Annotated in this window: 13 protein-coding genes and 3 pseudogenes; 7 read left to right on the forward strand and 9 right to left on the reverse strand. The window is 66.8% G+C overall.

Annotation, left to right across the window (positions count from 1 at the left end; all coding sequences use genetic code 11):
• Nucleotides 1-378 precede the first annotated feature (378 nt).
• From ABT127_RS30555 to ABT127_RS30565, 3 genes are all read right to left on the reverse strand, one after another.
• Nucleotides 379-1,236: an aldo/keto reductase gene (locus ABT127_RS30555; protein ID WP_351456941.1), complete on the reverse strand. Its 858-nt coding sequence runs from the start codon at nucleotides 1,234-1,236 to the stop codon at nucleotides 379-381.
• Nucleotides 1,233-1,667, reverse strand: a complete 435-nt coding sequence (locus tag ABT127_RS30560) for a cupin domain-containing protein (RefSeq protein WP_351456943.1) — start codon at nucleotides 1,665-1,667, stop codon at nucleotides 1,233-1,235. Before ABT127_RS30560 ends, ABT127_RS30555 begins: the two co-directional genes overlap by 4 nt.
• Nucleotides 1,668-1,737: 70 nt before the next feature.
• Nucleotides 1,738-2,061 (reverse strand): carboxymuconolactone decarboxylase family protein, encoded by a 324-nt coding sequence (locus tag ABT127_RS30565; RefSeq protein ID WP_351456945.1) that lies wholly within the window; start codon nucleotides 2,059-2,061, stop codon nucleotides 1,738-1,740.
• A 158-nt stretch (nucleotides 2,062-2,219) separates the two neighbouring features.
• On the opposite strand from ABT127_RS30565, the gene ABT127_RS30570 reads away from it, so the two are divergent.
• Nucleotides 2,220-3,080 carry a helix-turn-helix domain-containing protein gene (locus tag ABT127_RS30570; RefSeq protein ID WP_351456948.1) on the forward strand — a complete coding sequence of 287 codons (861 nt, stop codon included), beginning with the start codon at nucleotides 2,220-2,222 and terminating at the stop codon, nucleotides 3,078-3,080.
• Between the two features lie 319 nt (nucleotides 3,081-3,399).
• Here the strand turns inward: ABT127_RS30570 and ABT127_RS30575 are convergent, their stop codons facing one another.
• Nucleotides 3,400-3,753 carry an STAS domain-containing protein gene (locus tag ABT127_RS30575; protein ID WP_351456951.1) on the reverse strand — a complete coding sequence of 118 codons (354 nt, stop codon included), beginning with the start codon at nucleotides 3,751-3,753 and terminating at the stop codon, nucleotides 3,400-3,402.
• A gap of 202 nt (nucleotides 3,754-3,955) precedes the next feature.
• Between ABT127_RS30575 and ABT127_RS30580 the strand changes: the two genes are divergently transcribed.
• Nucleotides 3,956-4,330, forward strand: a complete 375-nt coding sequence (locus ABT127_RS30580) for an ATP-binding protein (RefSeq protein WP_351456954.1) — start codon at nucleotides 3,956-3,958, stop codon at nucleotides 4,328-4,330.
• Nucleotides 4,331-4,719: 389 nt separating this feature from the next.
• On the opposite strand, the gene ABT127_RS30585 is transcribed toward ABT127_RS30580, so the two are convergent.
• Nucleotides 4,720-4,998: a DUF6650 family protein gene (locus ABT127_RS30585; RefSeq protein WP_351456956.1), complete on the reverse strand. Its 279-nt coding sequence runs from the start codon at nucleotides 4,996-4,998 to the stop codon at nucleotides 4,720-4,722.
• 428 nt (nucleotides 4,999-5,426) lie between these two features.
• Between ABT127_RS30585 and ABT127_RS30590 the strand changes: the two genes are divergently transcribed.
• The gene (locus ABT127_RS30590; protein ID WP_351456958.1) at nucleotides 5,427-5,801 is read left to right on the forward strand and encodes a methylglyoxal synthase; all 375 of its coding nucleotides are present in this window, start codon (nucleotides 5,427-5,429) and stop codon (nucleotides 5,799-5,801) included.
• A gap of 227 nt (nucleotides 5,802-6,028) precedes the next feature.
• Here ABT127_RS30590 and ABT127_RS30595 read toward each other — a convergent pair.
• Nucleotides 6,029-6,537, reverse strand: a pseudogene (locus ABT127_RS30595) (transposase); the annotation flags it as partial.
• Between ABT127_RS30595 and ABT127_RS30600 the strand changes: the two are divergent.
• From ABT127_RS30600 to ABT127_RS30610, 3 genes are all read left to right on the forward strand, one after another.
• The gene (locus ABT127_RS30600) at nucleotides 6,509-6,688 is read left to right on the forward strand and encodes a hypothetical protein (protein WP_351456961.1); all 180 of its coding nucleotides are present in this window, start codon (nucleotides 6,509-6,511) and stop codon (nucleotides 6,686-6,688) included. The pseudogene ABT127_RS30595 and the gene ABT127_RS30600 sit on opposite strands and share 29 nt — an antisense overlap.
• A gap of 1,021 nt (nucleotides 6,689-7,709) precedes the next feature.
• Entirely contained in the window at nucleotides 7,710-9,575 is a 1,866-nt protein-coding gene (locus tag ABT127_RS30605; RefSeq protein WP_351456963.1) for a CYTH domain-containing protein, read from the forward strand.
• A 307-nt stretch (nucleotides 9,576-9,882) separates the two neighbouring features.
• Nucleotides 9,883-10,302, forward strand: coding sequence for a hypothetical protein (locus tag ABT127_RS30610; protein ID WP_351456966.1), 420 nt, complete (start codon nucleotides 9,883-9,885; stop codon nucleotides 10,300-10,302).
• 194 nt (nucleotides 10,303-10,496) lie between these two features.
• Here the strand turns inward: ABT127_RS30610 and ABT127_RS30615 are convergent, their stop codons facing one another.
• A complete protein-coding gene (locus ABT127_RS30615; RefSeq protein WP_351456969.1) occupies nucleotides 10,497-11,255 on the reverse strand; it encodes a transposase family protein in 759 nt (252 codons plus the stop codon).
• 279 nt (nucleotides 11,256-11,534) lie between these two features.
• Between ABT127_RS30615 and ABT127_RS30620 the strand changes: the two are divergent.
• Nucleotides 11,535-12,011, forward strand: a pseudogene (locus ABT127_RS30620) (EF-Tu/IF-2/RF-3 family GTPase); the annotation flags it as partial.
• Between the two features lie 27 nt (nucleotides 12,012-12,038).
• Here ABT127_RS30620 and ABT127_RS30625 read toward each other — a convergent pair.
• Together ABT127_RS30625 and ABT127_RS30630 are read right to left on the reverse strand one after the other, a co-directional pair.
• Nucleotides 12,039-12,343: pseudogene (locus ABT127_RS30625) on the reverse strand (transposase); the annotation flags it as partial.
• Between the two features lie 97 nt (nucleotides 12,344-12,440).
• Nucleotides 12,441-12,809 carry a hypothetical protein gene (locus tag ABT127_RS30630; protein WP_351456972.1) on the reverse strand — a complete coding sequence of 123 codons (369 nt, stop codon included), beginning with the start codon at nucleotides 12,807-12,809 and terminating at the stop codon, nucleotides 12,441-12,443.
• Nucleotides 12,810-13,254: the final 445 nt, after the last annotated feature.

The raw sequence follows: 13,254 nt of genomic DNA on the forward strand, positions 1-13,254 counted from the left end.
ACGCGGCTTCCCTCATCCGCACCGCCTCGTCGATCACCGTCCGACACCGCGCTATGGTCGCTCGCACCTGCGCGTAGGGGTCATCAGAAGTCACTCTGAGCGCCGCCTTAACCGTTGGCCGAGAAGTGGCAGAAGGCACGCATTCAGTGCTCGTCGCGGAGGCGGCGTGCACCACGGAGTCGGTGCACCTGCTTTTCCACTGTCCCACCTCCAGTCCTTCGACCACGAACCGATAGGGCCCGCAACCCGCCGACAGCTGACGGGGAAACGCCGCTCGCCTGCCAGGCGAGCGGAACAGCCCGGCTCTGCGCATACGCAGCCTCCTGCCGTGCGGCTGCCGGGCCGCCCACGGCGTGCCATAGGCCGGCCCGGTGCGGGCTACTTGCCGCTGTAGACGGGGAAGGCGGCGTGCTCGCCGTAGTCGCGCTCGTCGAGGGTGCCCAGCGCGGTCATGTCTTCAGTGGAGATTTCGAAGTCGACGTCGGCGTTGGAGCGCATGTGCTCGGGGTTCGCGGTCTTCGGCAGCGGCTGGGTGCCCAGCTGCAAGGCGTAGCGGATGCACAGCTGCGGGACGCTCACCTCGTATTTCTCGGCGATCGCGGTGATCTGGCGGCTGTCGAGGAGTGTGCCGTGCGCGATCGGTGAGTACGCCTGCACGAGGATGTTCCGGTCCTGACAGAAGCCCAGCAGCTCGGCCGGGGTGTTTCCGGCATGGAGGAGCACCTGGTTGACGTGCGGTGCCACGGTGGCGTGGGTGAGGATGTTCTCCAGGTCGGACTGGACGAAGTTCGACACTCCGATCGCGCGGATCTTGCCCGCCGTGTGGGCGCCCTCCAGCGCGCGCCACGCCTGAAGGTTGCCTTCGGCGTAGTCGCTGCCGCGGAAGTCGTCCCACGGCTGCGGGGCGTGGATCAACATCAGGTCGATGTAACCGATGTCCAGCTTCGCCAGCGACTCGTCGATCGCGGCGACCGCTGTGTCGAAGTCCTTGATCTCCGCGGCCAGTTTGGTCGACACGAACAGGTCCTCACGCGCGACACCGCAGGTGCGGATGCCTTCCCCGACACCGCGCTCGTTGCCGTATGCCTGAGCGGTGTCGATGTTGCGGTAGCCGGTCTCGATCGCCGCGCGGACGGCATCGGCTGCCTTGTCGTCGTCGATGAACCACGTGCCCAGGCCGAGCTTCGGGATCTGGACGCCGCCGGCCAGGGTGTAGGTCTCGTTCAAGATGGTCATGCGCTTTCTCCGCTCTTCGGGAGCCGGCCGTACACCTCGTCGGTGACCGGCTCGAGCCATTCGTTGCTGACGCCCTCGCCGGGGGTGATGAAGGCGATGTGGGAGAACCAGGAGTCGGCCTTCGCGCCGTGCCAGTGCTTGGTGCCAGCCGGGACACGGATGACCGTGCCGGGGGTCATGCTGACCGGGTCCTGCCCGTCTGCCTGGTACCAGCCGCTGCCGGCCGCGCACAGCAGGACCTGGTCGCCGCCTCCATCCGTGCCGTGGTGGATGTGCCAGTTGTTGCGGCAGCCCGGCTCGAAAGACACGTTGCTGACCGGGACACTCCCGCCGGTCAAGGGGGCCAGGTAGCTCTGCCCGATGAAGTTCTCGGCGTAGGCATCGTTGGTCTCACCGAGCGCGAAAGGCTGCTCGAAGCCGTGATCGGCCATGTCGGATAACTCCTTGATCAATTACGGGTAGTGGTGTTCCGCAGACGCTGCCGGGACCGGCAGCCTGCGGTTACGGGGCGTCCGCGGGAATCGCCTTGAGCTGGGCGGCAGCGCCCATCGCGTTAGGCCATCCGGCGTAGAAGGCAAGGTGGGTGATGGCCTCGCCCAGCTCGTCCCGGCTCAGCCCGTTGTCCAGGGCGAGCTTGAGATGGAAGCCGAGCTGCTCAGAGCGGTAGAGGGCGATCAGCGCGGTGACCGTGACCAGGCTGCGGTCACGGGGCGACAGACCGCCGCGCTCCCACACGTCACCGAACAGCACCTCGTCGGTCAGATCGGCCAGCTTGGGTGTGACGTCGCCGATGGCTTGCTGTGCCGCGGACTGCTTCTCCGTCATGCTCTTCGCTTCCTTCTCCCTGACGTTCTGTGGTGCCGAATTCCACGCTGCCACGGGCGCCGGCGTCCGTGCAGAGGAGGAAGCTTTCCTGGGAAGAGAACATCCTGGGAAGAATTCCTCCCCCGCACGGGCGGAGTATTCGCTGCGACACTGGAGGCATGAGTCCATCACCGCATCTGAACGAGCTGGGAGAATTCCTCAAGGCACGCCGCTCCGAGCTCACGCCCCGCGCCGTGGGCCTGCCCGACAGCGCCGGAAGGCGCCGGGTGTCGGGCCTGCGCCGCGAAGAGGTAGCGCAGCTGGCGGCGATCTCCACCGACTACTACACCCGCCTCGAACAGGGCCGCCTGCCTGCCTCCGCCCCCGTACTCGAAGCCGTCGCGCAAGCCCTCGACCTGGACGAGGACGAGCGCCGGTACCTCTTCGGCCTCGCGGGCAAGGAGACAGCCAGGCCGCGCCGCCGGGCCCAGCAGAAGGTCCAGCCGCAGCTGCGCCGGGTTCTGGACGACCTCACGGCCACCCCGGCCATCGTCATGGGCCGACGCATGGACATCCTCGCCTGGAACCCGCTCGCCGCGGCCATGGTCACCGATTTCTCAGCCGTGCCGGAAAAGCACCGTAACTACGTCCGCATTCTTTTCACCGACCCTGCCATGCGGAATCTCTATGCCGACTGGAAAAGCGTGGCCCGCATGGCGGTCGCACAACTACGCATGGAAGCAGCCAAATACCCAGACGACCCACGGCTGACCACTCTGGTCGGTGAACTGTGCGTTCAGGACAAGGACTTCCGCACGTGGTGGGCTGCCCACCAAGTCGCCACCCTCAGCGTCGGGACCAAGACCCTTCTGCATCCCGTCGCCGGAGAGCTGTCGCTGGACTGGGACACCCTCACCGCCAGCACCGACCCCGACCAGCAACTTGTCGTGTGGACCGCCGAAGCCGGATCTCCCACCCACGACAGGCTGCGCATCCTTGCCTCGTGGGCCGCCAACCACGGCGCCACTTCCACCTCGTGAGCTGACCCCACCACTCCTGTAGCCCACCGTCCCGTAGTCCGCGCAAGGGCAGGCGCGCGGACGTCGCCCAGCCCGAACCTGAGACCGAGACTGTGACGCAGTTCAAGGGTGCCTTTCCCTTTACGGCCGCAAGCGGTTCTGTGCCCCCATCGGGGTCAGCAACGCGATTTCGCCATCCGGTTCCCCACGGTCAGCGAACGCCTTCCGCGCTCTCGCCGAGGGTGTCACCCGTGCGAGGCGTGCAGACCGGAGGCATCGCGCCCGGCATGCTGGAGTAGGCGTCGAGGGGTGTCTTGGCAGTGACAGCCGCGGGTGAGTCTCAGCTTGTTGCGTCAACAGCGTCCTGCACGGTTACGTGCTGCTCGAAGATCGATGCAGTGCCGGAGACTTGGAGCAGCCGCTGTGTCTGCGGCGTGATGCCGATGAGGAGCACCTGGCGTTGTCGGGACGAGCGCAGAAGCACGTTGAGCATCGAGGAGTCGCAGAATGCCAGCCGGCTCAGGTCGAACGCGATAGCGCCTTCGTGTGAGCGGAGCACTTCGGCGACTGTCAGTTCCAGCAGGTCTGTGCTGGTGAAGTCCACTTCCCCGGCCACCGAGATGACCCACAGGTTCCCGGCCCCCGATGACACGACCCCGCACGCGCCGCGCTGCTCGCGCCGCCGCACATTCATCCCCTTGCCCTCCTCGCGTCGCTCAGCTACTCGCAAACATCGTTGTCCTTAGGCAACTGTTCGAGAAGGGGACGATACGCGTGGAGAAGCGTTCCGTCATACCCGCGGGAATGGATCGAGGCGAAACGTTCACACGCGTCGCGACGTGTGGATTCAGATGCACCGGGCACGGTAGGCGGACGGATCGGCACGAGAGGGACGCATGCTGTTCACGACCGACTCCACCTGCGTGTCGATGACGCGAGCCCGCCAACTCGCGGGCACACACCTGGCGGAGTCTGGGCTGCGCGTGGACGTCGAGGCCATCCTGATCGTGGTGAGTGAACTGCTCACGAATGCCATCGAGCACACCATCGAGCAGTCGTGGAGACTGTCGGTCTTCACGACCGATGGCACCCTCGTCGTCGAGGTTACGGACTCGGGAAACACGCTGCCCGTCGAGCGCGACGGAAGCCGCCTGGACGGTAGCGGTGGCCTTGGGCTCGGCCTGATCCGATCGCTGTGCGATTACACGGAGGCCGCCGTCACCGCCACCGGAAAATGCGTGAGCGCGCGGTGGTGGATTGCCCGGGTTTGATGCACCGCGCTCAGCCGGAATTCAGGGCCGGGCGCGAGTCGCCGGGCCCGCTCCCGTTCCTGCGTCAATCCGACGAGCAGTCGAACGTGACGCTCTGCACGCACTGTCGTTTCAGTGGTCACGACGGTGGGTGCCGTCCACCACCGGCCGGTCCCAGTACTCGAACCCTGGGACCGGCCGAGTGCCTACAGCCTTCGGCGAGTCCCCCCACGCGGCAGAGGGACTCGCCCCGGGGCTCACTGCCGAACCCACAGCCCTGGTTGTACCGGATCAACGATCCGAAACGCTGTCGGTACGTGTCCGGAATCCGCGGCGACGCAGCCAGGGCAGATGATCAGAGGGGCAACTGGGCACCCTTGGCCTTCTTGGCCACAAACTGGCTGCCGTCGCTAACCGTCTCGCGCAACGTCTCCAGCGCGCCCCGAAAGGCCTGCCAGTGGACGGCCAGGCTTCGCCATGTCCAGGTACTCGCTCAGCGTCTCGCGGCAGCGGCGTGCGGAGTTGACGCAGTACTCGGCCTCGACGGGCTCCCGCGGCCCGTAGTCGCGGATCACCTGGCGGCCGCGCAAGAAGTTCATCACCAGCGCCGCAACCTCGCGGTCAGACCGGGTCCACTGCCCTGACACTCCGAAGAACGGCGTCGTCGCGCCTGTCAACTGGTATTTCATCGCGAACCCACTTCCCCAGGGCCTACAACCAGGGTGCGCCTCCCACTCCGAGAACACACGGGGAGTGGCTCCCAGCCACATTGCCCGCATGGCGATCACGATCCGTCTGTGTGCCACTGGTGGCTGCCACCACGCCCGCGACCACCTAGACGGACGCACACGCGCATCGAAGCCTCGGTGCTGCTCTCGGACACTTGGCTCGAACCGTCCTCTCCGGGACAGGCCGTGAACAGCCTGCAGGTCTAGCGACGGGAGATTGCCATCCGCGCCCATCAGCGTCGAGCAGAACTGTGGATCGTGAAACGCTCCTGCGGCGGGTGGGGGCGTGCGTTTACTTTCGTGGGTTGCGTGAGCGAAGCGTGGTCAGCGGAGCGGTTGCTTCCGGGCGCCGATGACTTCTGGGTAGGAGGTCTGTCAGCCTGGATGACATGATCGCTTTGGTTGCCCATGACGGGCGGAAGAAGGACTTAGTGGAGTGGGCCAGGTGTCACCGAGGAGGGTTGGCAAACGAGAACCTGGTCGGAACCCGCAGCACGGCGGAGCTGCTGCGCGAGGAACTCGATTTGCCGGTAAGGGGGTTGGCGTCCGGGCCGAGTGGGGGTGATCAGCAGATTGGCGCCGCGATCGTGGCAGGCGAAGTCTCCGTTCTGGTGTTCTTCTGGGACCCGCTGTGGGCGGCTCCACACGGTGACGATGTTCGCGCGTTGCTGCGGATCGCCACGCTGCACAACGTCACTGTTGCAGTGAATCCGGCGAGTGCGGATGCAATGTTGTCCATTGACTTAGCTGCTCGTGCGGCCTGACAGGGGCTGAAGGGGCTGGACCCTCGCGTTGGCACAGCCTGACGACGGCCGACGACCGACAGGTGTGGGCACTCCTCGACCTCTCGCCCGCTGAGGCGTAGCCGTGCTGCTCAAGGGTCGACGGCCCGGATCCGCGAGTGGCTCTGCCCCGCCGAGTCCGGCCGCTGCACCAGACTGCCGCCATGAACCAGCATGAGGCCCGCGCGGCATTGGCCAATTCCTATAGGTCAGGCCGCCTTGGCGAGCTGGAGTTCAAAGAAGGTACCGTCTCGGAGCATCACGAAGAGGACGTCGGCCCGGCGTCTGGCGAGGCAGAGCAGGGCCTGGGTGTGGTGCTTGCCCCGGGCGATCTTCCTGTCGTAGTGGGCCCTGGATGCCGGGTCGCCCAAGGCCGCGAAAGCGGAGAGGAAGAACGCCCGTTTGAGCTGTTTGTTTCCCCTTCGGGGGGCTGTTCGCCGCGGATTGAGGAGCCCGAGCTCCTGGTTGCCTGTGCGACTCCCGGGGAAGCGGCGAGGTGGCCGACAGTCGGGAAGGTGCTGCTGTCGCCGACCTCGATCAGGACGCGGGCTCCGGTCCTGACGCCGACTCCCGGCATCGACCTCCGGACCTTCGAAAGAGGGAGAGCCTCCTGGAGTTCCTCGATCCGCCCGGCCAGCAGTTTGCGCTGGTCAAGGACCGCGGCCAGGGATCCAGCCAGGCTCGGGACAATGAGCGCTGCCGCATCGGTGCCCGGAACGGCCTCGCCCGACTACGACAAGCACCGTCCCGTGCTTGGCCTGGAGCTTTGCGAACAGCTTGCAGAGCTTGGGTTTGGTGTTGGGCGGACGTTCGTCGAAGGCTTTCTTCCTGGCCCGGTGCCCCCCTCCCGGATCATCAACAACAGCTGAGCAGGCCGGCGATGCTGTCGCAGTACGCGCTCGCACCGAGCGACCACGTCTTGCTCTTGGTCTGGCCGCACCCGACGAGCACGGCCCACGGTCACGGACGATGCCTCCGGCGGGAGGTCGGCCGGCACCGGGTGGGAGGGGGCGCCGTTCCCGGCCGCGGGGCACATCGTGGGGAGCGTGGAGGGCTCCCATCCAGTTGCTCGATCTCGACGTAGGTGACCTCGCCGAGCGGGTACACCGCTGTCACCCGGAAACTGAAGTCGCGTTCGGGCTCGCCCGGGGGACGTTGGGTCCAGACAGAACCGACGTGTGGCTGTGCGGTCATGAGCCGTGATTCCAATCTCTGACGGCCAAGGCCACCGCCAGCACAGACCAGTACCCGATGATGACCACCACCCTGGCCCGAGGCTTCTGGTAAGCGTCGTCCCACCATCGCAGCACAAAGGCGCCTCACGGAACGACGACGACGATCACCGCAACGCCCAGATAGACGCCCATCCAGCCCCCTTGTAATCGAGCGCTGATGATAGGTCCCGCACGTCGAGAGCGGCAGCGCCCGCCGGCGAGCGACACCCTGTCGAGGAGGCCAAGGTCATCTGACACCAGCGGCTGACACCAACAAGGGCGTGCGGAGCCGATCAACGCCCTACCCCAGCGACAGCCGGACCAAGTCTTAGAGGACGTTCATCACCGTCGAGAGACCCCGTCGTGCAGAGGAGCGGGAAGCGGAATGCGCGCCCGCCCCGGTCCGAGACGCCTGGTGGGCGCGGGATCAGAGAGGTCCCTGTGGGGGATCACACGAGATCTTCTGGGTCCGTCGGGCCAGTTCAGGGTGGGCGGGCGGGCAGGGGAACGCCACCCGCTCCGGCTCTGTCCGTGAGGCCAGGTTCTTCGTCATTCTGGGGGCCGTCGCATCGCCGCAGTGGATCCGTGGTCCAAAAAATGTCAGGGATTCGTCGAGATCACGGTGCGTCGTGCACGTCGGCTCCGCCCTCATCGAGACCGAGACGCAGGAGGACTCATGACCACCGCACCGAAACCGCAGCAGAGCCAGCAGATACCACCGCAGCGCAACCCGGCCGCCGTGCTGCCCAACGGGACCGCGGTCAACGTCACTTCCCTGAGCACCCCGCAGCGGATCGCCGAGTCGCGGGTTACCTCCGCCGGGTACGTCGAGTACAGCGTCGAGGGGGTCAAGGACTCCACGGGGGCGCTGCGTTGGTTCCGGGCCTGGAACGTCACCGCCCTCAAGAGCGTGAGCACCGGCGGCGCGGCGGAGGCGGCCCGGCCCAGCGCGGTAAAGGAACACGTCATCACCACCGACGCCGAGGTCTCCGCCACGGAACGCGCGGCGAAGAAGACGCCCGGCGGGCTGCTCCAGGAGTTCGAGGAGCAGCGCGGGCGCGTCTGGAAGGACAACCCGCCGCGGATATCGGATCTCGCCTACGAGGAGCAGGCCGGCTACAAGAAGTTCGCTCAGATCCTCACCGATCCGCCCGCCCTCGACGACGAGGGAATCAAGATCCGCTGCAAGATCGTCTGCAACCAGGAGTACATGGCGAAGCCGCACGATCTCGTGCCCGTGACTCTGGAGGTCCGCGACGACAAGGTGCTCGACCGGATCGCGGTCCTCGAACCGGGCAAGGGCACCAACGGCAATGTGTGCGTCTTCGAAGTCGCCTACACCTACCAGCAGTTGACCAAGCTCCTCGGCCTGCAGCCGCCGACCGGCACCACCGGCGCCGCGTTGCGCTCCTGGGTCGTCGAGAGAGTCCCGCAGCTCGGCGTGAAAGCGGAGTGGCTCACGGCCCAGACTCCGAAGGGGACGAACGCTCCCAACCACTACAGCGGCGGCATCAAGGGCAAGGGCGGCTCCGGCAAGGTCAAGCTGCGCCCGCTCACCGAGCAGGAACTGCTCGCGGCCGAGAGCGCGCGGCTCAGCGACTGGAACGCCGGGGAGCGACTCCGTGATGACCGCGCTGTCTTCCGCACCTTCCACGACGTCCTCCAGCCGGGCGAGGAGATGGCGACGGGCATCGAGGCGGAAGCCGAGTACGACGTCGGCAAGGAGGCCCACGACCGGGCGGTGAAGGCGATGGAGGCGTTGCTCGGGGACGCCTCCACCCGCAGCCAGCTGAACATCCTCGCGTTGAAGGCCCAACCCACGAAGATCACCACCGATACCTACTACGACACCCGGTCCCGGGCCCTGCTCAGCCGCGGCATCGGCCTGCGCCGGCGGCACTGCGAGGGCGATGCCGAGGGGACGTTCCTGTTCTCGGTGAAGGGCCGCTCGGTCGCGTTCGGCGCCGAGCGCTTCCGCCTCTCGGCACAGACCCAGCTGAAGGTTGACCCGGTGCACAGCACGCGGGTCGCGGCGCTGTGCGCCGACACCTCCACCGACAACGCGTTCGGTCGCATCGTGCACGACGCGCTGACTACGTCCTCGGCCTCCACCCGGTGGGGAACCGGTGAGGACTGGCTCCTGGAGGTGGCGCTGACCGTCCAGTCGACGCGCATCAAGTACTCCATCGAGCTGGCCAACGGCACCACCGTCGAGTTCAGCGCGGATACCGCCACCGCCACCGCGGGCAGTGCCTCCCACACGCTGTACTGCGTCGAGATCGGTGTGGGCCACCCCGGTCTGGTCGTGGGCGATTCGGCGTCCGGTACCAGCGGCTCGGGCTCCTCGCTGCCGTACACCCGGCCGTACCACGTCCCTGCCGACCTGGACAACAGTGCCCTGCTGCATAAATCGGACTTCCAGCAGTTCAAGGCATTGCGCGCCACGCTGGTCCCCTACCTGTTCGGCCGCAAGGAGGATGAGCTGACGCTGGGCGGCAACAAGGCCGTACAACTCGCCCGCGCGCTGGGCCTGCTGCACTGACCGACTCGGAGCGGCTCACCGCGGCTGAGCGCGGGACGGGAGGGACCCGCGGGTACCGGCGGCCGGGCGGGATACCACCACGCCGGGCCGCCCCGCCATGCGCCTTCTTGGGATGCCACGGGTGCATCTCGCTAGGGTGCGGTTCTTCTGAAGAGAAGCGGCCAGTAGGTCGGTGCTGATCGGGATGTTGTCGGCGGGGTCCCCCTCCACCGCCCAACCGAGCACACCCCGATCTACTGGCTACTTCCCTTCCGAGGATTCACGCCCCTATGGTCACACCCGTATGAGGCAGCGGAGAGGTGACAGCGTGGGCGCGAAGCGCCCGTCGGGTATTCGACCGTTCGACGAGACGTCCCTCTTCTGGATTCCGGTCGGCGTCATCGTCATGCTGGCCTTGAGCTGGGGAATCGCCGGGCTGATTGAGGGCGGCTGTGAGCGAGGCGCCAGGCGCGGCTGCACAGCGGCGGACGGCTACGAGTGGCATGGGTGGGTGCTGTTTCTCGCAGTGGTGCCTACGTACGTGGTGGTCATCACGGGACTGACCACCGACCGATGGCCACCCGCACTGGGCACTGTCCTGGGCGGCACCACTGGTGGGACGTACCTGATTGCCCAAGGACAGGCGACGCCGAACATGATCGTTGCAGGCGTCATGCTCGCGTTTTCCCTCACGTCCCCCGTACTGACATGGCATCGCCGCCGACATGGGACCCACGCCCGAACCTAGGTGGGTGCGACCGCGTAGCTGTCCACCAGTCCACCAGCTGCCGCTTCTCCTCAGAACCAGCTTCTGAGGCCGACATGCCACGTCGTTCGGGTAGCCCAGCGTCGACTTCGGTACCCCGACTGGGCTGGTTGCCTAAAGGGTGTTGCACAAGGCCGTGTTCGGGCAGGTCGGGGCCTGTGAGGGCGGTTTTCTGGTCATGATGTGCGGGCGAGGTTGTGCATCTGGGCGACGGCCTGGACGGCGTGGTGGAGGCCGTCGCCGTGTTGCCGGCAGTCGAGGAGGATCTTGTAGTTCTTCATCCGGCCGATCACGTGCTCCACCCGAGCGCGGACCCTGCGGTGGGCGGCGTTGTCGGCCTCTTCGCCCGGCAGCAGGGACCGCCGGGGGCGTTTGACCATCCCGCAGTTGAGGTAGGCACCGTCACCAAGCAGGGTCACGCCTTCGCAGTGCTCGGCCAGGCCGGAGGCGCGCCAGGCGTGCGCGTCCGCGGTGGTGCCCGGTACCGGCCGGGCCGCGGCGATCACCAGGCGGGTGTCGGCGTCCACGACGACCTGCACGTTCGCCGAGAACCGGTAATTGCGGCGGGAGGAGCCGACGCGCCGGTCGCGGACCGGGACCAGGGTGCCGTCCACGATCCACAGCCGGTCCGCCGCATCGGCCGGGCGGGCCACCGGCTCCAGCGCCAGCAGCGGCCCCAGCCGCTGGACCACCCGGCACACCGTCGAGGGGGCGATCCCGAACAGCGGTCCGAGCTGTCGCATGGTCAGGTTCGTGCGGTAGTACACGGCCACCACCAGGACCCGCTCGGCCAGCGGCAGGCCCCCCGGCCGGCCCCGCAGAGTCCCGTTGCCGCCCCGGTGTCGGACCGTCTTCAGCAGCCGCCCGAACCGCTCCACCGACAGCCCCGTGAATGTCTCCACCCACACCCGTTCAGCCCTCAACACCCCAGCCATACACCGGAGATGCCCAGGCCGCGGCCTTGTGCAACACCCTTTAGGGCCTGTCCGATCGGTCGTGGCCAGGCGGCGATGGAACGTCTGCGTCGCCCCCTGGGCTGTGCGGCCAGCGGTCACTGTTAGCCTCGGGCTCCCGTTCGCGGCTGCCGCGTGCGGTCACAAGGGAGCATGGGCAGGATGGGTGGATCTCCAGGTCAGTCAGTGGCGAGCGCGGAAGAGAAGCCGTTCCTGATGCCCGTCGAAGACGTCCTTCGCCTGCAACAAGGCAGGGTGCTCATGGTGACGGGTCGGGTCGAACGCGGCCGGGTGCGCAAGGGCGACACAGTGGAGATCATCGGCTTGGGTGGCAGCGCGACCGCCCTCATCGCGGACATCGAGCAGCACCAGTGCATCGGGGAGGCGAGTACGGATATGAACGTGGGGTTGCTGCTGCGTGGCGTTGCCTCGGACGCCGTCGAGCGGGGCCAGGTGCTCGCGACGCCGAGCTCGGTCAGTGCCCATGTCGGCTTCACTGCCGACATCACCCTGCTGTCCGAGGAGCAGGGCAACGTGGACGTTGTCTCCGGCGATCGCCTCCGTTTTCACACCCGCACCGCCGCAGTGTGGGGCACCGTCACGCTGCCCGAGGGCGCCGACACGGTCCGACCGCATCACGGAGCCGAGGTGACCGTGGCACTCGAAGAGCCTGTTGCACTGGAGGCAGGCCAGTCTTTCGCGTTCCGTCACCACGGTCGTGCCGCGGGCTCCGGCACCGTGACTCAACTCCTCCCGCGCGGAGCTTCACTGGCGGAGCCAGAGCCGGATTGCCGCGACAGTGACCGTGCCTTCAAAGACGAAAGCCCTTTTGTCGAAGCGCATCGCGACAGCCCCGAGAGTCTTGAGGTTGCCGATAAACCGCTCGACTTCGTTCCGGTGGGCCTGCCTCCCGTACTCCCGCGGCGGCGTCGGTTGGCCCGCTGGTTCTCCGGCTCCGGAATCGCATGAGCGATCTGGCGTCGGCGCAGGTAGCGGCGGTTGCGGCGCGAGGAATACGCTTTGTCCCCGCCTAGACGATCCGGACCTTCTGGCTCGGGTAGCGCCTCCCTGCGGCAACGGCTCGGCTTCGGGCACCTGGCAGGTATCGCGGAGTTCAAAGAAAATTGCCGGGCGTAATCCTGGCCGGCAAATTCTCCGATGCCGAAGCTAGCACCAAGTCCCGTCTATTCTCTGGACCACGATGTTCCCTCCGGAAACCCAGCCCTTCTTGCCGGAATCTCGATCGATCACGTAATACCACATGGCGCTGGTGGAACTGGCCCTCCACTCACAGCCGATGCTGAAGTCTGTCCATTTCGGAACGGTCTGGCCGGTCGTAGCACAACTACTGGCGGGGCCCTTGTAGAAGTTGTAGCCGTTGTACTTGTCGGTGAAGTACCCGTAACCGCTCTGCAAACCACCGTTACCGGGCGTCCAGTTGCAGTTGACAGCCGCCTGAGCGGGGCTCCCGGAAAGACCGGTGAGTGTTGCTGCTCCCACGAGTACCACGGATGCAGTGAATGCGGTGAGTTTCATCCGGTTCTCTTTCTCTGTCGGTGAGGTCCGTCAGCTGGCGAGAGAATTGCTGACGGGTCGCAGCTGCGAGCATGCCTTGGCTTCCGCTTGCAGGCATTAGCAATCCGTGCCACCCCGTTGGCACCGCGTGCCAGAAAGAGCAGCCCCGGCCGCAGAAAGGCACTGCCGCTGCGACAGTCCCCCGGACCTCACCCCTCACAAGGGCGAGCGCAGAAGGTCAGAGCAACCAGGGCGCCGCCGCGCTCACCACGCGCTCCCGCAGAAGGCACCACCTGCGCGCCGCGTGACGTGCAGATCCCCCTCGGCCGACGCATTCGTCGACACCCTCCCGACCAGCCCGGGGGCTCGCCTGGGAACCAAAAGTGCGCCGGTCACTGAACGACGATCGAGCGCGTTGAGGGTGAGCCGTCACTCCCACCGCTCCTACTAGGCCAAGAAGATCGCC

This window comes from Streptomyces sp. NPDC001904 (genome assembly GCF_040297005.1).
Classification (GTDB): domain Bacteria; phylum Actinomycetota; class Actinomycetes; order Streptomycetales; family Streptomycetaceae; genus Streptomyces.